This is a genomic window from Mucilaginibacter sp. (genome assembly GCF_965200995.1).
Taxonomy (GTDB): Bacteria; Bacteroidota; Bacteroidia; order Sphingobacteriales; family Sphingobacteriaceae; genus Mucilaginibacter.
Genome location: NZ_OZ241743.1, coordinates 392,620 through 412,664 on the forward strand (window position 1 = coordinate 392,620; position 20,045 = coordinate 412,664).

The following is a 20,045-nucleotide window of genomic DNA, read 5'->3' on the forward strand; positions in this document are numbered from 1 at the left end:
TTTGCTTTATCCGGCAAAATTAACTAATAAAGTTTAGTTACACACGGCTTATTTAGACGGATTTCAGAAAGCAGGATCAGTCCCAGATGGAATATTTTTCGAGGTGTATTTTGTCCCTGAAAAAAATGCGGGTGCTTTCTTCAAAAGACCGGGTATAGTCTGATACATAAAACCGGTGTGCAGCCTGCCGGGTATCACTCAACAGCCCCTTTTGCTGTAACTCATTTTTCAGGAAACCGGCCGTTAGTTCCGCATTGTCGATGATGGCCACCCTGCCCTGGTAATATTGCGCTATCTCATTTTTAATGAGCGGATAATGTGTACAGCCCAGTATCAGGCTGTCGATACCATTCAGCTCCGGGGCAGAAAGGTAAGTATGAATAATGGTCTGGCTGATGTTATTATTAAAAAAGCCTTCCTCAATCATGGGTACCAGCAGCGGCGCAGCCATTGAGCTTACCTGAATCTCAGGTTTTAGCTGATGTATCTCTCGGGCGTAAATATCAGATTCGATGGTTGCCTTGGTGGCAATTACGCCTACATGCTTATAAGTGTTATTTTGAGTTATATGGTGCACCACAGGGTCAATCACACTGTATACAGGCAACTGATTGCCCATAAACTGCAGCACATCCCGGTAAGCGAGTGAGGAGGCGGTATTACAGGCAATTACGATGGCCTTACACCCCTGCTCAATTAAAAACCGGGTGATTTTAAGTGAATAATACTTAATGGCCTCCGGCGATTTATCGCCATAGGGCAGGTGTGCCGTATCGCCAAAATAGATTAACTGCTCATCGGGCATGGCATTACTGATGGCATTGGCTACGGTAAGGCCGCCGATACCCGAATCGAATACGCCGATAGGCTGATGTGCTTGCATGGGTCAAAAATAAAAAAAGCGGAAGCAATTGCTTCCGCTTTTTTAGTAATCAATGTTAACGGGTTATTTTAAGCCCAATCTTGCTCTAACAGGTACCTGAATGTTATCGGTAGCTGGTGCTACAATTAAATCAATCTGGCTTGAGTCCAGTACATAAGCATAACCTTTTTCTTTGGCTACAGCGTTAATGGCAGTACGTACCTTATCGGCTACCGGCTTCATCAGTTCAGAGCTTTTGGCCTGTACCTGGTTGCTGGCCGATGTTTGCAGATCCTGCATGCGTTTTTGCAGATCCTGCAGTTCGCTTTCAGAAACGGTACGCTGTGCATCCGTCATTTTTTCCCGGCCGGTTTCATAAGCTTTACCTTTGGTCTGGTACTCATTGTTGAGGGTAGTTAACTGATCAACGAATGATTTTTGGTAAGTCTGCATCTGGGTTTGGATACCTTTTACTTCGGGCATCGCCTGCATCAGCTCGTTTGTGTTTACGTAACCAATTTTTTGTGCATTAGCAATGCCGGCCATCAACAGCATGCATCCTGCAACTAAGGCAACTTTAAATAGTCTTTTCATTGTTCTTTTTTGTTCTGTGTTTTGTAAGTGCGATTTTATATAAATTTTTCTACTTTGCCAATACTCCGGGCTTTAATCCTAAACGGGTAATTACATCAGCGCTTTTATCATAGCGGGGATTGGCATACAGCATGATCACCTCGCTGTTCTTGTCAAATATCATATCCAGGTTCTGGTCTTCGGCTACCGCCTGTACCGCTTTGGCTACCCTGTCCTGCACGGGCTTTACCAGGGCGGTGCTGCGTTGTGCCAGTTCGCCATCAGGGCCGAACTTTGAACGCTGAAATTCCTTTGCTGCCTTTTCCTTTTCCACGATCTCAGCTTCGCGGCGCTTTTTCATATCCGCCGTCATCAGCACCTGGTCGGCCTGGTAGGATTTATACAGGCGGTCAATTTCCTGAAAGCGTCCTTCGGCTTCCTTTTGCCACTGCTGCGAAAGCGCGGCCAGTTGCTTTTGCGATGAGGCGTATTCCGGCACGTGCCTCAATATGTAATCAGAATCCACATAGGCAAAGCGTTGCGCCAAAGCCGCTGTTAAGCCTACAAACGTAAATAAAAGGGTTATAATTACTTTTTTCATTATAAAAATTTACAATTAATTAAATCCGCCATTTAAGCTCTGTGAGATGGAGAAGTGAAACTGCCCGTGGTTAGCATCAGAGATGCCGGGTATGTTATCAAATCCGTAACCGTAATCAAGGCCCAGCAGACCAAAGATAGGCAGGTAAATACGGGCGCCTACCCCAGCTGAACGCCTGATATTAAACGCATTGAAGCTGCTAAAATTGTTCCATACGTTACCACCTTCTACAAATGTGAGCAGGAATATAGTGGCCGACTGGCTGGCAATAACCGGATGGCGCAGTTCGAGCGTATACTTATTGTAAATCGGGCTGCCCGGGTTGTTTGCCGAGGTATAGTTACTGCCTACCGGTACGATAGAAAAGTTCTGATAACCTCTTAAGCCGATAATTTCGCTACCCTGTAAAAACTGGTAGGTGTTCATACCATCACCACCCAACTTAAACCGCTCAAACGGCGACTGGCCTACCAGGCTGTTGTAGCTGCCCAGGAAACCAAACCGCACCTGCGACATTACCACCAGTTTACCGGTAATGCGGGTAAACCATTGCGCATCAAATTTCCACTTATGGTACTCCACAAACTTATAACGCTCTGCCGGGGTGGCAATGGCGTAATTGGTATTATTGAACAGCGAATATGGCGGCGTAGCCTGAATAGTGAACCTGATGTTTGAACCCGAAGTTGGATAGATGGGTTGATCCAGTGAATTACGGCTCAACTCCTGCGTTAACTTGATATTGAACGAGGTACCATCGGTAAACAGGTAACCGCTAAAGTTATCGAGTTTATAGTGATCAAAGTTGAGTGAGTAATTTAACTGGAACAAATCATCAGGCCAGTGCAAACGCTTACCCAGGGTTACCCCCACGCCATTAATGCGCAGGTAGTTGTAATAAGGGCTGCTCTTCGGATAAAAACGGCCGGTTGAACTTAATTGCGTATAAGCGCTAAGGGCAAAATAAATTGGCCGCTTGCCGCCCAGCCAGGGCTCGGAGAAGGTGAATGAAAAGTTTTGATAGTTTTTACCGTTGGCCTGGCCGCGCAAGCTCAGCTTTTGCCCGTCGCCTTTTGGCAGCGGCTTGTAGGCTTTTAAATTAAACAGGTTGCGCAGCGAGAAGTTATTGAACGTTAAGCCTAAAGTACCTACCAGTTGGCCGCCACCGAAACCGCCCGAAAGCTCGATCTGATCCGATGGCTTTTCTACTACGTTGTATACAATATCCACCGTTCCATCCTGCGGGCTGATGTTGATAGGGCGCGGATCGATCTTTGATTCATCAAAGTTACCCAACTGGGTAATGGCCCGCTGGCTGCTCACAATTGCATCCTTCGAGAACTTCTGGCCCGGCTTGGTGCGGATCTCGCGCTGAATAACCTTATCGTTGGTTACATCGTTACCTTTAATAATTACCCGGTTGATGGTGTACTGCGCACCTTCGTAAACGCGGATGTTCAGGTCGATGGTGTCGTTATAGATACGGGTTTGTACCGGATCGGAGCTATAAGTCAGATAACCGTCATTCAGGTAGATGGAAGAAACATCATCACCATTTGGCGTAGGGCCGCTCAAACGCTTTTCCAGTTCCTGCTCGCTGAAAATATCGCCCTTTTTAAGGCGCAGCACTTTTTCCAGTACTGATGTAGGGTACCGTGCATTGCCAGACCAGGTAATTTTACCAAAATAATATTTGGGGCCTTCAAACACTTTCAGCTTTACGTCTACCGTGCCTTCATCATGGCGGGTTACGGTATCGCTTACAATTTCAGCATCACGGTAACCCTGATCCTGCATCTTTTCAACCAGGGTCAGCTTGTCTTCCTCATACGCGTCGCGCTTGAATTTTTTAGAGCCGAAGATATTATAGAAGCGACGCTGGCGTGTCTTTTTCAGATACTTGCGCAGTTTGCTGTCACTTAATGCCTGGTTACCCTCAAAGGTTACCGAATTGATTTTTACCTTTTGCTTTTTATCAATGGCTACATCCAGTATCACACTGTTGGCATCACCGGGGTCTGACCGCTCTTTGATAGTTACCGTGGTATTCAGGTACCCTTTTTCGTTAAAATGCTTTTTAATGATGGCCGTAGTTGTACTCAGCAGGTTTTCGTTTACAATTTTGCCGGTTTTATCGTTCAGCTTTTTTTGCACATCCTCTATCTCGCCCTTGCGTATACCGGTTAAATGCAGGCGCGACAGGCGCGGCCTCTCCTGTACCGATATTTCGAGGTAAATGGTATCCTGTACCAGTTTGGTATAATATAGCTTTACATCATCAAACAAACCCTGTGCAAACAGGTTCTTTATTACGTTGGCATTTACATCGCCGGGCAGGCTGATGCGGTCGCCTTTATTTAGTTTTGATATTTGTATCAGAATATTTTTATCCAGGTATTTGGTGCCCGACACGGCAACATCACCAATAATATATTCCTTAGGGTTGAGGTAGCTTAAACTATCAGCCGGTATGCCCATGCTGCTCAATGGCGTACGCTGGGCGGGGGTTTGAGCCATGGCAAGTGTACTCAGCAGCGATAGTAAAACAGCAATAAGTATCTTATTCATTCAAATATTTTGGTGGGCTAAAAATAGTTTATACAGTTGTTAAATAGTGTTAAAAGTAAAATTAGTTCACCTGTTCGCTGGTTTTGCCAAAGCGGCGCTCGCGTTTCTGGTAATCTAAAACGGCCTCATACAAATCTTCACGGCGGAAATCAGGCCATAGCTTTTGGGTAAAATATAATTCGGCGTAAGCAATCTGCCAGAGCAGGTAATTACTAACGCGGTATTCGCCGCTGGTTCTGATCAGCAGCTCAGGGTCGGGCAGGTTACCGGTATATAACTGCGCCGCAAATAAGTCTTCGTTAATATCTTCTGGCTTTAATTCGCCCTGCTGCACCTGCATGGCCAGGCGCTGCGCCGCCTGCGCAATTTCGCGGCGCGAGCTGTAGCTTAAGGCCAGTGTAAGCGTTAAACCGGTATTCTGAGAAGTTTTACTGATTGCGCCCTGCAACTCTTTGTAGCATTTCCCCGGCAGTTGCTGTAAATCACCAATGGCATTTAAGCGCACATTGTTCTTCATCAGCTTACTGATCTCCTTATTAATGGTGCTGATCAGCAATTCCATTATGGCGGTTACTTCCAGCCTGGGCCGGTTCCAGTTTTCGGCCGAAAAGGTATACAGTGTAAGATATTTTATACCCAGTTCACCTGCGCCTTCTACTACATCCCTTACAGAAAGCACACCGTTATGATGGCCGAATATTCTTAATTTACCTTTGCCCTTTGCCCAGCGCCCGTTACCATCCATAATAATAGCCACGTGCTCCGGCAAGCGCGATAAGTCAATCTGCTCTTTATCTACCATGATAACGTTGCTTACACCCCGGTGAATTTGCAGCAAACATAACCGTTAAAATGCCCGTTAAGGTGGGCAGGTAATTACTTTTGCGCTTTGGATGAATCACTTTTTGTTTAAACAATTACGGCAGGCGCATTGATTCTCAAACCACTGCTCCCATAATTTTTCAGGCTACAAAGGTAAAACTTACTTTGAATTATTTTATTATGAAGGCTAAAAGAAATTGGTCATTGGTCATTGGTCATTGGTCATTGGTCATTGGTCATTGGTCATTGGTCATTGGTCATTAAGGCAAGTTGACCTTAGGGCGGAGTTGTTTTGTTGATTTAAACATTATGCATTTGTTTGAGCCCTGTTTTATTCTCCCGGTGCAGTAATGAGCAATTAACCGGTAAACTTCCCCCTTTAATTAGCATCTTTAGCCATTATCACTTTGTATGAAATTTTTTGTTGCCCTTTTCACCCTTATAGCTTTCAGTTTGGCGGGCTTAGCCCAGCAGGTAACCATTAGCGGAACGGTAACCGGCGAGGATAATAAACCGGTTCCTTTTGCCAGTGTGGTGGTAAAGGGCAGCAGCCGGGGTACCTCGGCCAACAGTGAGGGGCATTATAATCTCACCATTGCCCCCGGCAGTTACCAGCTTTTGTACAGGGCCATAGGCTATAAACAAGCCAGCCGTACTGTAGAGGCAAATGCTAACCGTATCATCAATATTTCACTTACCGCCGAAGCCTATCAGTTGAACGGGGTGGTGATCAGCACCGGCGGTGAAGACCCTGCCTATGCGATCATCCGTAAAGCCATCCGCAAGCGCAAATACTACCTCAACCAAATACAAAACTATAGCTGCTATACCTACATTAAAATACTGCAGCGCTCGCTGGCTGCACCCAAGAAATTTTTGGGCCGGGATTTAGACCAGGTAGGCCGCGAAGCCGGGCTGGACAGTAACCGCCGGGGCATCCTGTATTTCTCCGAATCGCAATCGAAACTGGATTTTAAGCAGCCGGATTTGTTTCATGAGGAAATGATATCGTCTAAAGTATCGGGTAACAGCAGCCTGCCCAGCTTTAACCGCGCTTATGCCTTGCAGGTTAACTTTTACCAGAACCAGCAGAACTGGCCGGGGCTGGTTAACCGTGGTGTGGTATCGCCCATTGCCGATAATGCGCTTACCTATTACAAGTACAAGCTGATGGGCACCACGGATGAAGACGGCATGACGATTAATAAAATAAAGGTGATTGCCAAACGCAGTTATGACCCGGTTTTTGAGGGTTATATTTATATTATTGACGGCAGCTGGCGTTTGTACAGTGCCAACCTTACGCTGACTAAAAAAGCTGGGATCAACTTTTTAGACACGCTGAATATAAAGGAGCAGTTTGTAACGGTAAAGCGCGACACCTGGGTACCTTCTAACATTGAGTTTAACTTTACGGGCGGCTTCTTTAAGTTCAGGTTTGGCGGCTACCTGGTATCCTTTTACCGGGACTATGATTTAAACCCTAAATTTAACGACAAGGAATTTGAAGAGAAGGTGCGTATCACCAACGAAGTTTTAAAAAAGGATAGCACCTATTGGAACAGCCAGCGCCCGGTACCGCTTACTGCCGAAGAGCAAACCGATTATGAACGTAAAGGCATACTGGAAAAGCGGCACAGTTCTAAAGAATACCTGGACTCTGTAGACCGGGCTACCAATAAGGTGGGGCCGGCGCAGGTACTGTTCAGCGGCATTAATGTACAAAACCGCTATCGCCGCGAGTTTTTCAGGGCCAACTCCATTGCGCAATCCTTATTATATAATACGGTTGAGGGTACAGCCATTAATTACGGGGCTACCTATATCCGCAAAATTGATTCGGCCAGCAGCCGTTTTGTTACGCTTAGCGGACACCTGCGTTACGGCTTTGTAAACAAGGCATTTCATGCTAATATTAACGGCACCTTTCCCGTTGGCGATTTCAGGATGGGCTTTAATATAGGCTCCGATGTGCTGGACCTGAATAGCCAGCAGCCCATATCGCCCCTGTTTAATTCTGCCTACAGCCTGCTGCTGCGCCAGAATTATCAAAAGCTGTATGACAAGCAGTTTGGCGCATTCAGCATTTCGCACCGCATTACCGGCGCCTGGCAGGCCACCGCCACTGCCGAGTATGCCAACCGTAAATGGCTCAATAACATTTCCTTTTATAGTTTCTTCCATCGCGACAGGCAGTATACATCCAACAATCCGTTTACACCCAATCAGGAAAACGTACCGCTGTTTCCGGAAAACCAGTCGTTCAAAATCAATATCCGCACCAGTTATGATTTCAGCCGGCAATACGTAACCTACCCTACCGGGCGCTTCTATCTGCCGTCAAAATACCCGCGTATCGAACTGGCTTATACCAAAGCCATCCCTGCTGTATTTGGTTCTGATGCCGATTACGACCTGCTCACCGGCAGCATCAGCAAAGCCGATGTAGTACTGGGTAATTATGGCCGGTTCTCCTTCTTTTTAGGCGCAGGTAAGTTCTTGAGGAAGAACAACCTGTATTACATCGACTATAAACATTTTTCGGGCAGCCAGATCTTGTTCTATCAATCCAACCTGAACAGTTTTCTGCTGCTGGATTATTACCGGTACAGCACCCCCGACCAGTATGCGGAGGCGCACCTGGAACATAACTTTGGCGGCCTGTTCTTATCCCGCATACCGCTGCTGCAAAAGCTGAAGCTGCAGGAGATTGTAAATTTCAATTACCTGACCAGTCCGCAATTAAAAAACTACAGTGAGCTGGGCGTTGGGGTACAGTACTTTGCCTTCAGGGCTATGTATGGCTGGTCGTTCAACAGAATGGACAATGCCAAACAAGCCGTTCGGCTGAGCATTGCTTTCCGGTAACACCGGTATCCTTGCCGCACTGCTGACAGGTTTGTGTCAGCGTTCACGCGCGTTCACACTGTTCACACCACCGTGAACGTGAACACCTGTGAACACTGCATTATTATATAAGCTATGGTTACCGGGCATGTAAATTATTTACGCTGATCAGCTTGTATTAGCATTTAATGGCTTTTTATAGCGTTTTTGTCCCGGTTTTAAAAATAACAGGGGCAAAACTTTATTGTAATTGGGTAGTATTTGCGGCAAGCATAAGTCTTTTAAACTCCTGCTTTCAGGCATTAAGGCAAAATAGTAACTTAGCCCTCTCTTGATCTTTTTACAACCATGACTAAATTTTATGGAACGGGCGTGGCACTGGTAACGCCTTTTGACCGCAGCGGCGAGGTAGATTATCCGGCACTTGAAAGGGTGATTAATTACCTGATTGACGGCGGTATTGATTACCTGGTATCCTTGGGTACAACCGGCGAAAGCGCAACACTGTCGGCAGATGAGAAGAAGCGTATCTGGGAATATACCGCCGAAGTAAATAACGGCCGCCTGCCCCTGGTAGCCGGTATTGGCGGCAATGATACCCGTAAGCTGACTGCGGAGATTAATCAATTTGCAGCTATAAAGGGCTATGATGCCATACTTTCGGCCAGCCCGTATTATAACAAACCGGTACAGGAGGGCATATACCAGCATTACAAAGCGGTAGCTGAGAGTACCGATCTGCCTGTTATTCTTTACAATGTACCGGGCCGTACCGCCAGTAACGTAACCGCAGAAGTAACGGTACGACTGGCACACGAGGTGAAGAATATTATCGGCATTAAAGAAGCCTCCGGCAACTTCGACCAGTTTAATCATATCATGCGCGATAAACCGGAAGATTTTTTATTTATATCGGGCGATGATCCGGTTACGCTGCCTATGATGGCTTTAGGTGCAGTAGGTGTTATTTCGGTAGTAGGCAATGCCCTGCCCCGGCAATTTTCTGATATGATACGCCTGTGTATGCAAGGCGATTTTAAAGCCGCGCAGCAAGCCCATTATCAGCTGATTGAATTTACCCGCCTTGTTTTTGCCGATGGAAGCCCGGGCGGCATCAAGGCAGCGCTCAACTATCTGGAGGTATGCGGCGATACGGTGCGGCTGCCATTAGTTAAGGTGAACGCCGGCATTGCCGGGCAGATTATTCAACAGGTAAAACAAGTTACTTCATAACATAAAAACCCGGCTTTAAGGCCGGGTTTTTATGTTATGAAGCCAAGCAAGCTTACTTAGCGTCTTTGTTTTTGGTTTCCTGAACTTCAGTGCGGATTTCTTGTGCCAGGTTTTTTAAATCCTGCATGCCCTTACGTAAGCGGGTGCCGGCAGCGCTATTGGCTTTTGCATAAAACTTGTCGGCATCGCCTTCTAATGAAGCAATTAACTCTTTTACTTTACTGAATTTTTCCATGGTTGTACTTTAAAAGATTGAGGTTTATTGTTTTGTTGAAGCTAAGCTATAAAGCTTTTTTGATTATTAAAAAATTTTGAAGCTAAAAAGCGCCTTTTTGGCCGAATTAGAGCGATTGAATAAGGCAAACCACTGCGCTAAAGCCATAAGTGTTCGGGATGCCGGGTTAGCTTCGCAATCAGTTGGATTATGCCAAACCTATTTTGGTGTTCCACTACAATAGTGTAAGCCTTACGGCTTAAACCACATTGCAAGCTTGCCGGTTTCCGTGCTGCATTCATCACCAACTTGTTTTGGCATGGCTTGGTTTACTTCTTTTGAAAACTGAGCATCATTAAGGCTAAACTAATGGATGATATAGTACTTCTCCCTTACAACAGGCATAATAGCTAGAAAAACAAGCGAAAACAGAAATCACATGCCCTGCGCATTGAAGTATACAGGTATTTATTAAACGTTATAAATACTATCAATAAACGGAGGAAATAACCGGAATAAACTATTGTTCTGCAATTTATCTTTTACCAAACATCGTTTGCCGGTGCAATCTTCCCCAATCCCGCAATTCTGTAATTACGTTCTTTAAAGAACGCCCATGTCCGGTAATGCAATAATCAACCCTTGGTGGAAACGATTCTACCACTGTGCGGCTGATCAGTTGGTTGGCTTCAAGTTCTTTTAACTCTTTTGAAAGGCTTTTGTCGGTAATACCGCTTACCTCTGCCGCAATTTGGCTAAACCTTTTTTTACCAAATGACACCGAGATCAGGATGGGAATCTTCCACCGGCCATGCAGTGCATCCAGTGCATCTTTAACAGGTATGATCCAGTCATTACATTCATCCTGAGCTTCATCCTTTTCATCTTTTAAAACATTGGTTAACTCCATTATTGTCCTTTTTTTACGTTACTATCATTTAGGAAAGTGCTATCCAAAATAACAGTAATATATTTTAGATAGTAAATGTATGTAGATTTACATTAACATACATTTTAATTTTATTATGATTACCTCAAGAGGATATGCAGCGCAAAGCGCTAAAACCCAATTAGCTCCCTGGAGCTTCGAACGCCGGGAACTTGGCCCGCACGATATACTGATTGAAGTGTTGTATTGCGGGGTTTGCCATACTGACTGGCACCTGATTAATAATGACTGGTATGAAGGCATCTTCCCTATGGTGCCCGGCCACGAAATTACAGGCCGGGTCATACAAGTGGGCAGCTTGGTGCAAAAGTTTAAAGCCGGCGACCATACAGGTGTGGGCGTAATGGTAGATTCGTGCGGTAACTGTGTAAATTGCACACATCATCAGGAACAATTTTGCCAGGTCAGCCCGGTGCAAACTTATGGGAGCGTTGGCAAAGATGGCCTGGTAACGTATGGCGGTTACGCAAATAACGTAGTGGTAAACGAGCAGTTTGCACATCATATTGCCCCAACATTAGACCTGGCAGCCGCGGCGCCGCTTTTGTGTGCAGGCATTACTACTTACTCGCCATTAAAGAAGTGGAATGTAGGCAGGGGCCATAAACTGGCTGTTATAGGCTTAGGCGGCTTAGGCCACATGGCCGTGAAATTCGGCCTGGCTTTTGGTGCCGAAGTAACTGTATTAAGTACGTCTGCCTCAAAGGAAAAAGATGCTGCTGCGTTGGGTGCGCATCATTTTGTGGTAACTACCGATGATGAGCAGCGTAAGGCTGTAAGTTCATCATTTGACTTTATCCTGGATACTGTATCTGCCAAACATGACCTAAACGGTTACTTGGCAATGCTTAAAACCGATGGGGTACTGATTTGCGTAGGCATACCAAGTGAACCTTTTGAGCTATCGCCATTTGCATTACCGGCAGGTAATAAGACGGTTACCGGTTCGGGAGCCGGTGGCTTGCAGGAAACGCAGGAAATGCTGGATTTTTGTGCTGCACATAATATTGTATCAAGCATCGAGCTGATTGATATTAAAGATATTCACCCTGCCTTTGAGCGTATGTTAAAGGGCGATGTGCGTTATCGCTTTGTAATTGACATGAGCACATTATAAGGCAGGGATAAATTGCACCTAAACCATGCCTTTGCAAAAAAAATATCAGGTTAAAGCAAATTTTTACAACACGAATAATTGCAAAGGAGCGCAGTTTATAGTCACTGCCATGCCGACCGCTTCACTTTAAGCAATTCACAAACAAGCCCTTTGCTTTGCAGTAAAGGGCTTGTTTGTGAATTGCAGAATAACAGTTATGCTACTTCCATTTTTACTTCTCTATAAGAACCGGCTTTCAGCTTCTCTGCTACTTCGCCAAAGGCATCCAGCGAACGCTGCACATCTTCAAGTGTGTGCATGGCGGTAGGGATAAGGCGCAGCTCGATCAGCCCTTTCGGGATTACCGGGTATACCACGATAGAACAGAAAATGCCGTAATTCTCGCGCAGATCGCGTGTAAGGCTGGTGGCTTCCGTTAAATCGCCTTTCAAAAACACCGGCGTTACCATGGTATCAGTAATCCCAATATCAAAGCCGCGCTCTTTAAGGCCATTTTGCAGCGCCATTGCTACCGCCCAAAGCTTTTCGCGTAATTCAGGCTTGCTTTTAAGCAGTTCAAACCGCTTTTTTAACCCGATCACCATCGGCATAGGCAGCGCTTTGGCAAAGGTTTGCGAACGCATATTGTAACGTAGGTAATTGATAATTTCCTTATTGGCGGCAACAAAAGCCCCGATACCTGCCATTGATTTGGCGAAAGTGCCGAAGTATACATCCACCCCATCCACACAATCCTGCGCCTCGTGCGTACCGGCGCCGGTAGGGCCCATTGTGCCAAAGCCGTGGGCATCATCAATCAGTATACGGAACTTGAATTTATCTTTAAGCGCCAGTATCTCCTTAATTTTACCCTGCGCACCCGACATGCCGAATACGCCCTCGGTGATTACCAAAATGCCGCCGCCGGTTTGCTCGGTAAGGCGCTGGGCGCGTTCCAGCTGCTTTTCGCAACTGGCTACATCATTGTGCTGGTAAACAAAGCGTTTGCCCATGTGCAGGCGCACACCATCTATGATGCAGGCGTGTGATTCGGCATCGTATACAATAACATCATTACGATCCACCAGTGCATCTATAATTGATACCATACCCTGGTAACCATAGTTTAATAAAAATGCCGACTGTTTGCCTACGAAGGTTCCTAAAGCCTGCTCCAATTCTTCGTGATGGCGGGAATTGCCCGACATCATACGCGCGCCCATAGGGTAAGCCATACCAAAATCGGCAGCAGCCTGCGCATCCGCTTCCCGAACTTCGGGATGATTAGCCAGGCCCAGGTAATTATTCAGGCTCCATACCAAATGCTCCTTGCCGTTAAAAAACATATGCGGCGCTATCTCCCCTTCCAGCTTTGGAAACGAAAAATATCCGTGCGACCATTCCTGATGCTGGCCTATCGGCCCGCCCATCGTTTTCGATATTTTATCAAATAAATCCAACTTGTATGAATATGCAGTTAATATACAAAGATAATTTATAAAAAAAGGCAATGCAACTACTATAACTTTTTATAATGGCTTATAACAAAAAAGCCTTTGCTGCTGGCAAAGGCTTTAATAAGGTATTACTTTAAGGTGTTAATCTACATTGTCATGCAGGAACGAGTTGTTATTACGCAGCTCGGTTGTACCATCATTATCTGATAAGGAGAAGCGCGAAATCTGGCTTTCATTAGAGGCAGGGGTTTGCTGCAGTGCAATCTCCTTGCGCTTGTAGGCCGGAATGTTTTCCATCTCCTGTAAATTACCGGTACGCAGGCGCATGCTCAGTTCTTTCAGCTTCAAAATCCGGTCGCGCGATTTCATGAGCTGCTCCTCCATTGATTCATCTGTTTTATGGTCGTCGGGCCCGGCAACGGGCTCGGGTTCCGGCTGGCGGGTTTGGGTTACCGGCTCAAAGTTCATTACCGTTTCAGTTACCTTCAGGGTGAGCTCACCCGGCTCGGGCTCCTGTGCCTGTGCCGACTCCTCTTCCATTAAGGAATGCCTGATTACCGACTGATCGTCGCCACGGGCAAACAAATCATAAGCGCCTGCCACCTGCTGTTTAGCCGGTGCAGTTTCCTGCGGCCTGAGGTAAGGCTCGCTTACCTGCGGCTGGTCGGCCTTAGCTGCGTTTGGCGTAATAAATTCATTTACCGGTTTTACCAGCGGCGCATTCTCAGGTGTTAAAACAGAAATGATCTTTTTGTTACTATGTTCCTTTTCACGCTCATCCTTGGTTTGAAAACCGGTAGCAATAATGGTTACCAGTATCTTATCGCCCAGGGCCTCGTCTTTACAGTTACCCCATATCAAATCGGCAGCTAAACCGGCTTCTTCCTGTATGTAATCGGTAATTACGCTTACCTCATCCATCGTTACTTCCTGGTCGCCTGAACTGATATTTAACAAAATATAGCGGGCGCCTTCAATCTCATTGTCCTTTAATAACGGTGATGACAAGGCACCTTCCACCGCGCGCAGGGCGCGGTTTTCGCCTTCGGCGGCATGGCTGCCCATTATGGCTACGCCGCTGTCCTTCATCACGGTACGCACATCCTTAAAATCCACGTTGATGTAACCGGGCAGGGTAATAATTTCGGCAATACCTTTGGCAGCCGTAGTTAAAATATTATCGGCCTGTGCAAAGGCAGCACCTAGGGTAAGGTTACCAAAAATCTGGCGCAGACGGTCGTTTGAAATCACCAGGAACGAATCCACCGATTTTTTTAGTTCTTCCAAACCTTCTTCGGCCTGCAGCTTGCGGCGCTTGCCCTCAAAGGAAAACGGGGTAGTAATAATACCTACGGTTAAAATATCCAGCTCACGTGCAGCCCTGGCAATAATAGGGCTGGCGCCTGTGCCGGTACCACCACCCATACCTGCCGTAATAAACAGCATTTTGGTATTGGAGCCCAGCATTTGCTTAATATCCTCAATATTCTCAATAGCTGAATTTTTACCCACTTCGGGTATCGAGCCGGCGCCCATGCCTTCTGTTAAACTGGCGCCCAATTGTACTTTATTCGGGATGGGGCTTAGTTCAAGCGCCTGTGCATCGGTGTTACAGATGATGAAATCCACACCGGTGATCCCCTGTTTGTACATGTGGTTTACTGCGTTGCCGCCGCCGCCGCCAACACCAATTACTTTGATGATTGACGATTTTTCTTTTAACATCTCAAACTGCATGGCTATGATTCTCAGCGATATATATGAGTGGTGAATGATTGATTTAGTAGATGTAATATTATCGTTTTTTCCGCAGATATAAATAACGAAATCAACTTATCTTAAAAATATTTTTTCCTGCTCATTAACAGGGGCATAACTATTCTGACAAGCTACACACAACTTTAAGTTGTAATTAAACTTTTAAGCTATCAGACAAACAGCCGCTTTAATGTAAATACCTTGTAAAAAAATGCGTCATTGCGAAGTACGAAGCAATCTTTCTACATTTGGCTTTAGTGAAGCGCAGATAGATTGCTTCGTACTTTGCAATGACGCGTGGTAATTTTTAAAATGGATTAAGTGTGAATATTTTTTATTTCAAAAAGTCCTCATCCTTAATATCATCCTTAATGAATTTTTTGCCGGTTTCCAGTATCTTGCCCAACAGGCCCAATCGGCGGTCGTCAGTGTAACGGGCTGGTTTTTCAACCTTGGTTTCAGGCTGATGCGATGGAACGCTGTTGTACTCCATTTTCTGTATACCTTTAATCAGCAAACCAATACCGGTAGCATAGGTAGGGCTTTGCAAATCCTCATAGGTGTTTTTTGGCAGCACCTCATTTTTGGCCAGGTGTTCGTTAGGCAGGCCTATGCGGCAATCCAGTCCGGTTACAAACTCTACCAACTGGGCCAGGTGCTTTAATTGTGCACCGCCGCCGGTGATTACAATACCGGCAATCAGCTTCTTTTCGTAACCTGAGGATTTGATCTCGTAATACACATGCTCAATAATTTCCTCCATACGGGCCTGAATAATGAAGGCCAGATTCTTTACAGAAATCTCCTTTGACTCGCGGCCGCGCAAGCCCGGTACGCATACAATCTCGTTCTCCTTGTTCTCATCAGCCAGGGCAGAGCCAAAACGCACTTTTAACTGCTCTGCAATATTGCGCATTACGGAGCAGCCTTCGCGGATGTCCTCGGTTACACTGTTACCGCCAAATGGGATGACGGCAGTATGGCGGATAATGCCTTCATGGAAAATAGCCACATCCGTTGTACCGCCGCCAATATCTACCAATACCACGCCAGCTTCCTTTTCTTCTTCGCTCAGTACAGATTCGGCCGAGGCCAACGGCTCCAGTATCAGTTCCTGGCTTTCCAGCTGGGCCTTATTTACACACTTTACAATATTTTTGATAGCGGTAACCTGGCCCGAGATGATATGAAAGTTGGCCTCAAGGCGCACACCGGCCATACCGATGGGGTCTTTAATACCCGGCTCGTTATCTACAGTAAACTCCTGCGGCAGCACATGGATAATTTCTTCGCCGGGAGGCATTACCAGGTTGTACATATCCTCAATCAGCTTGTCAATGTCCTTACGGCCAATTTCGCTGTTCAGGTCGCGGCGGGTAATCATGCCGCGGTGCTGCAGGCTTTTAATGTGCTGGCCTGCAATACCCACATTTATCACACGTACTTCTACGTTTGACTGTGCACTGGCTGCCTCAACGGCCTGCGTAATGCCCTGAACCGTTTTATCAATATTGGATACCATGCCGCGCGTTACCCCTGCTGATTCGGCTTTGCCAATGCCTAATACTTCTATTTTACCGTTTTTGCATCTGCGGCCTACAATTACGCAGATTTTTGTAGTGCCAATGTCCAACCCCACCACTATCGGGGAGCTTTTTTCCTGTGCTGAGCTTTTTTCCATGATTAATGCAATATTTGAGCTGTATCCTGTGTAAGTTTTGTTGTATCTTTTGTTATAACGGCTTTACTTTTGGCCGTATCTGTTTTTAAGCCATCACCCTTAACGCCAATTACCTGGTTGGCATATTTAATGTTAATTACCTTGTACGTATCCCAGCCGGCGGCGGGTAACGCTTTTTGATAAAATAATTTCAGGTTATTAAACCTGTTCTCCAGCGAGTCTGCATCACCTAACAGGATACGGTGGTTACCAACCCGTGGTATAAGCTCGATCTCGTGGTCCTGGTTTACATAAACCTGCGCAATCTGTGCATCCCATAACGAGTCCTTACGGATAAAATCCACCGTTTTGAACAGGCTTTTGGCCAGTGCCGTATGCAGGGTATCTACCTTATTGCCAAACACCTCATCAATATAACCGTTAGCCACCAGTACCCTTGCGGTAAAATTGTTTGAAAGCGGAATCTTTAACCCGTGCTGGTCTACATAGTAATCCTGGTCAAAGCGGTTCATGATGCGCATGATGGGCTGGCGCTGGCTTACCTCTACCCATATCACCCCATCCATATCGGCATATACCTGGGCAGACTCAATAAAAGGATTCGACTTCAGTTTGTTTTCCAGCTGGTGCAGGTTAATGCTCTCCAGTTTCCGCCCGATCAGCATGTGACTGTTCATCTCCAGAATATGATCCACCTCCTGCTTATCAATAAAATACTGGCTGCCCGGTATGTATACCCTTACCGCCTTGCAAACTATGCCATCCTTTTTAAACCCGATGAAACTCATAAGCACCACCAGGCCGGATAAGCTGGCTAACCAGCAAAAGCCTGCAAAAATACGCTTCCACAATTGTTTATCTTTAAACATTCAGCAATACTTTTTTTAGCGGTTCCACCATCTGGTCAATATCACCGGCCCCTGCGGTAAGCAGCAGTTCGGGCGGGTGCAGGGCTATGCGATTTATAATTTCTTCGCGGCTGAGCACCTGCTTATTCTGCAGCTGCATACGGCTTAGTATCGTATCAGCGCTGATGCCGTTAATAGGCAATTCGCGCGCAGGGTAAATGTCCATCAGCAGCAGTTCATCGGCCATATCCAGCGCCGCGGCAAATTCGGGCGCAAAATCGCGTGTGCGGGTAAACAAATGGGGCTGAAAGATAACCGTTAGCTTGCGCTCGGGAAATAATTTTTTTATGGAGGTGATACAAGCCTGCAGTTCTGCCGGATGGTGCGCATAGTCATCAATAAAAATGTGCGCTTCTGTTTTCACCACATATTCAAACCGGCGCTTTACCCCTGCAAAAGAGCCTAAAGCATCTTTTATCAGCCCGGCATCAACATCGAGGTATAAGGCCGCCTGTATGGCCGAAACGGCATTCTCTACATTATGCAGGCCGGGTATGCCCAACCTGATGTTGCGGATGCTGATCTCGGCATTTTTAAAGTCGAAATAGAAATCTCCGTCTTCAATGCAAATATTGTAGCCCATCACTTCGGCCTCCTGTTCGCCGGCAGCGTAAAAATTGGCATGCTCAAGCGCTAACCCCTGCCTTACAATCAGCCGGCCAGCGGGCTTCAGCTGCGACGCAAACAACCGGAACGATCCCTGTAACTGCTCATGGCTGCCATAAATATCCAAATGGTCGGCATCCATAGAGGTAACAATCGCTATATCAGGATGCAGGGTCAGGAAGGAACGGTCATATTCATCGGCCTCCACCACCATAACATTACTGGTGCCATATAGTACGTTGCTGTTGTAATTGGTTGCAATTCCGCCTAAAAAAGCCGAACAATCAATGCCGGCGCTTTTCAGCACATGGGCAATCATGCAGGAGGTGGTGGTTTTGCCATGTGTACCGGCCACAGCAATAGTATAACTTCCCTCGCTGATGATACCCAATACCTGCGAACGCTTGTACACTTCGAAACCCCGCCGAACGAAAGCATTTAATATAGCTGCATTTTTGGGAATTGCAGGGGTATAAATGACCAGTGAAGCTGCATCCGGCCGGCTGAACTGTACCGGGATTCGGGCTTCCTCATCTTTAAACGTAACAACGATGCCCTCCTGCTCCAGTTCGTGGGTTAAAGGAGTGCGGGTTTTATCATACCCATATACCGTACACCCCAAATGCCGGAAGTAGCGGGCCAGGCCACTCATGCCTATACCGCCAATACCGATCAGGTATACTTGTTTGATATGATTTAACTCCATTATGCCTACTACTTTGTTTACGGCTTTGCGGCCAGTTGTAACACCTCTTTGGCAATTACTTCATCTGCATCGGGCAGGGCCAGTTTGCCAATGTTATTGCTTAGGGTATCCTGCTTATGCTTGTCATTTAACAGCTCCAATGCCATTTTTACCAGTTTTGCTTCTGCATCGCGGTCGGCCACAAACAGGGCAGCGTTTTCCTGCACCAGGGCCAGTGCGTTTTTGGTCTGGTGGTCCTCAGCCACGTTAGGCGAGGGCACCAGGATAACCGGCTTTTTCACCACGCAAAGCTCGGCAATGGTACCGGCGCCCGCGCGGGAGATGATCACATCGGCCGCGGCATAAGCCAGATCCATGCGGTTTAAAAATTCCAGCACCTTGATGTTGGGGTGCAGGCCGGCGCCCAGTTGCTCAGTTACACTTTTATAATAGGATTTGCCGGTTTGCCATATCAGTTGCACATCGGCGGCAATAAGCTGTTGCAAGCCGTCCTGTATACTTTGGTTTAAGGTACGTGCGCCCAAACTTCCCCCGGTAACCAATATAGTTTTCTTTAGCGGCGACAGGCCAAAAGCGGCCATAGCCTCCTGCCTTTTATCCGCAATGGCTACGGATGCTTTGCGGATAGGATTACCGGTCTTCATGATCTTTCCGGCCGGAAAAAACTTATCCATTCCATCAAAAGCCACGCATACCTTTTGCGCCTTGCCGCCCAGCCATTTATTAGTAATACCCGCGTAGGAGTTCTGCTCCTGTATTAAAGTGGGTATACCTTTCAGATAGGCGGCATACAGCAACGGCCCTGAGGCATATCCCCCCACGCCAACTGCGGCATCGGGTTTAAAATCCTTTATAATGCCCCGCGCCTTGTTGATGCTGCGCAGCAATTTTACCGGGAACATTATATTCTTCCAGATGGATTTTCGCTGTATGCCCTGTATATCCAGCCCGATGATTTTATAGCCTGCTGCCGGTACCTTTTCCATCTCCATGCGGCCGTTAGCGCCTACAAACAGGATCTCGGTAGCAGGGTCTGCCTTTTTTAACGCATTGGCAATGGCAACCGCCGGGAAGATGTGCCCCCCTGTACCGCCGCCACTAATGATAATTCGTTTTGCCATGCGCTTACTGCTTGTTTAAGTATTTACTAAAGTACCTGATAAC

Annotated in this window: 16 protein-coding genes; 3 read left to right on the top strand and 13 right to left on the bottom strand. The window is 46.5% G+C overall.

Features of this window, described 5'->3' with window-relative positions:
* Positions 1 to 76 precede the first annotated feature (76 nt).
* The 5 genes from murI to ACY652_RS01930 all read right to left on the bottom strand — a co-directional run bounded on the left by murI (position 77) and on the right by ACY652_RS01930 (position 5,406).
* On the bottom strand, positions 77 to 883 hold the full coding sequence (murI, locus tag ACY652_RS01910) for a glutamate racemase (protein ID WP_462266239.1): 807 nt from the start codon (positions 881 to 883) through the stop codon (positions 77 to 79).
* Between the two features lie 63 nt (positions 884 to 946).
* Positions 947 to 1,456 carry an OmpH/Skp family outer membrane protein gene (locus tag ACY652_RS01915; protein WP_462266240.1) on the bottom strand — a complete coding sequence of 170 codons (510 nt, stop codon included), beginning with the start codon at positions 1,454 to 1,456 and terminating at the stop codon, positions 947 to 949.
* 49 nt (positions 1,457 to 1,505) lie between these two features.
* On the bottom strand, positions 1,506 to 2,036 hold the full coding sequence (locus tag ACY652_RS01920) for an OmpH/Skp family outer membrane protein (protein WP_462266242.1): 531 nt from the start codon (positions 2,034 to 2,036) through the stop codon (positions 1,506 to 1,508).
* A gap of 15 nt (positions 2,037 to 2,051) precedes the next feature.
* Complete coding sequence (bamA, locus tag ACY652_RS01925) at positions 2,052 to 4,604, bottom strand: outer membrane protein assembly factor BamA (protein WP_462266243.1); 2,553 nt, start codon at positions 4,602 to 4,604, stop codon at positions 2,052 to 2,054.
* 61 nt (positions 4,605 to 4,665) lie between these two features.
* A complete protein-coding gene (locus ACY652_RS01930) occupies positions 4,666 to 5,406 on the bottom strand; it encodes an isoprenyl transferase (RefSeq protein ID WP_462268206.1) in 741 nt (246 codons plus the stop codon).
* Between the two features lie 431 nt (positions 5,407 to 5,837).
* Between ACY652_RS01930 and ACY652_RS01935 the strand changes: the two genes are divergently transcribed.
* Both ACY652_RS01935 and dapA read left to right on the top strand, forming a co-directional pair.
* The gene (locus ACY652_RS01935) at positions 5,838 to 8,294 is read left to right on the top strand and encodes a DUF5686 and carboxypeptidase regulatory-like domain-containing protein (RefSeq protein ID WP_462266244.1); all 2,457 of its coding nucleotides are present in this window, start codon (positions 5,838 to 5,840) and stop codon (positions 8,292 to 8,294) included.
* Positions 8,295 to 8,621: 327 nt separating this feature from the next.
* Positions 8,622 to 9,506: a 4-hydroxy-tetrahydrodipicolinate synthase gene (gene dapA / locus ACY652_RS01940; protein WP_462266245.1), complete on the top strand. Its 885-nt coding sequence runs from the start codon at positions 8,622 to 8,624 to the stop codon at positions 9,504 to 9,506.
* Positions 9,507 to 9,558: 52 nt separating this feature from the next.
* On the opposite strand, the gene ACY652_RS01945 is transcribed toward dapA, so the two are convergent.
* On the bottom strand, positions 9,559 to 9,741 hold the full coding sequence (locus ACY652_RS01945; RefSeq protein ID WP_462266246.1) for a histone H1: 183 nt from the start codon (positions 9,739 to 9,741) through the stop codon (positions 9,559 to 9,561).
* A gap of 514 nt (positions 9,742 to 10,255) precedes the next feature.
* Positions 10,256 to 10,630: a winged helix-turn-helix transcriptional regulator gene (locus ACY652_RS01950; RefSeq protein WP_462266247.1), complete on the bottom strand. Its 375-nt coding sequence runs from the start codon at positions 10,628 to 10,630 to the stop codon at positions 10,256 to 10,258.
* Between the two features lie 115 nt (positions 10,631 to 10,745).
* On the opposite strand from ACY652_RS01950, the gene ACY652_RS01955 reads away from it, so the two are divergent.
* Positions 10,746 to 11,786, top strand: coding sequence for an NAD(P)-dependent alcohol dehydrogenase (locus ACY652_RS01955; RefSeq protein ID WP_462266248.1), 1,041 nt, complete (start codon positions 10,746 to 10,748; stop codon positions 11,784 to 11,786).
* A gap of 194 nt (positions 11,787 to 11,980) precedes the next feature.
* Here the strand turns inward: ACY652_RS01955 and ACY652_RS01960 are convergent, their stop codons facing one another.
* The 6 genes from ACY652_RS01960 to murG form a co-directional block, all read right to left on the bottom strand.
* Entirely contained in the window at positions 11,981 to 13,225 is a 1,245-nt protein-coding gene (locus ACY652_RS01960; protein WP_462266249.1) for an aminotransferase class I/II-fold pyridoxal phosphate-dependent enzyme, read from the bottom strand.
* 138 nt (positions 13,226 to 13,363) lie between these two features.
* Positions 13,364 to 14,959 carry a cell division protein FtsZ gene (ftsZ, locus tag ACY652_RS01965; protein WP_462266250.1) on the bottom strand — a complete coding sequence of 532 codons (1,596 nt, stop codon included), beginning with the start codon at positions 14,957 to 14,959 and terminating at the stop codon, positions 13,364 to 13,366.
* A gap of 355 nt (positions 14,960 to 15,314) precedes the next feature.
* Positions 15,315 to 16,661, bottom strand: a complete 1,347-nt coding sequence (gene ftsA, locus ACY652_RS01970; protein ID WP_462266252.1) for a cell division protein FtsA — start codon at positions 16,659 to 16,661, stop codon at positions 15,315 to 15,317.
* A 2-nt stretch (positions 16,662 to 16,663) separates the two neighbouring features.
* Positions 16,664 to 17,530, bottom strand: a complete 867-nt coding sequence (locus ACY652_RS01975) for a cell division protein FtsQ/DivIB (RefSeq protein WP_462266253.1) — start codon at positions 17,528 to 17,530, stop codon at positions 16,664 to 16,666.
* Positions 17,523 to 18,881, bottom strand: a complete 1,359-nt coding sequence (murC, locus tag ACY652_RS01980) for a UDP-N-acetylmuramate--L-alanine ligase (RefSeq protein ID WP_462266254.1) — start codon at positions 18,879 to 18,881, stop codon at positions 17,523 to 17,525. The genes ACY652_RS01975 and murC overlap by 8 nt, the downstream gene beginning before the upstream one ends.
* Before the next feature lie 17 nt (positions 18,882 to 18,898).
* Entirely contained in the window at positions 18,899 to 20,002 is a 1,104-nt protein-coding gene (gene murG / locus ACY652_RS01985; RefSeq protein WP_462266255.1) for an undecaprenyldiphospho-muramoylpentapeptide beta-N-acetylglucosaminyltransferase, read from the bottom strand.
* Between the last annotated feature and the right edge of the window lie 43 nt (positions 20,003 to 20,045).

Bases quoted from the DNA above. Each gene is read 5' to 3' on its own strand.
- ACY652_RS01930 (WP_462268206.1), bottom strand. From the start codon at position 5,406: ATGGTAGATAAAGAGCAGATTGACTTATCGCGCTTGCCGGAGCACGTG.
- ftsA (WP_462266252.1), bottom strand. From the start codon at position 16,661: ATGGAAAAAAGCTCAGCACAGGAAAAAAGCTCCCCGATAGTGGTGGGG.
- dapA (WP_462266245.1), top strand. From the start codon at position 8,622: ATGACTAAATTTTATGGAACGGGCGTGGCACTGGTAACGCCTTTTGAC.
- murG (WP_462266255.1), bottom strand. From the start codon at position 20,002: ATGGCAAAACGAATTATCATTAGTGGCGGCGGTACAGGGGGGCACATC.
- ACY652_RS01945 (WP_462266246.1), bottom strand. From the start codon at position 9,741: ATGGAAAAATTCAGTAAAGTAAAAGAGTTAATTGCTTCATTAGAAGGC.
- ACY652_RS01920 (WP_462266242.1), bottom strand. From the start codon at position 2,036: ATGAAAAAAGTAATTATAACCCTTTTATTTACGTTTGTAGGCTTAACA.
- ACY652_RS01935 (WP_462266244.1), top strand. From the start codon at position 5,838: ATGAAATTTTTTGTTGCCCTTTTCACCCTTATAGCTTTCAGTTTGGCG.
- murI (WP_462266239.1), bottom strand. From the start codon at position 883: ATGCAAGCACATCAGCCTATCGGCGTATTCGATTCGGGTATCGGCGGC.
- ftsZ (WP_462266250.1), bottom strand. From the start codon at position 14,959: ATGCAGTTTGAGATGTTAAAAGAAAAATCGTCAATCATCAAAGTAATT.
- ACY652_RS01950 (WP_462266247.1), bottom strand. From the start codon at position 10,630: ATGGAGTTAACCAATGTTTTAAAAGATGAAAAGGATGAAGCTCAGGAT.
- murC (WP_462266254.1), bottom strand. From the start codon at position 18,881: ATGGAGTTAAATCATATCAAACAAGTATACCTGATCGGTATTGGCGGT.
- ACY652_RS01915 (WP_462266240.1), bottom strand. From the start codon at position 1,456: ATGAAAAGACTATTTAAAGTTGCCTTAGTTGCAGGATGCATGCTGTTG.
- ACY652_RS01975 (WP_462266253.1), bottom strand. From the start codon at position 17,530: ATGTTTAAAGATAAACAATTGTGGAAGCGTATTTTTGCAGGCTTTTGC.
- bamA (WP_462266243.1), bottom strand. From the start codon at position 4,604: ATGAATAAGATACTTATTGCTGTTTTACTATCGCTGCTGAGTACACTT.
- ACY652_RS01955 (WP_462266248.1), top strand. From the start codon at position 10,746: ATGATTACCTCAAGAGGATATGCAGCGCAAAGCGCTAAAACCCAATTA.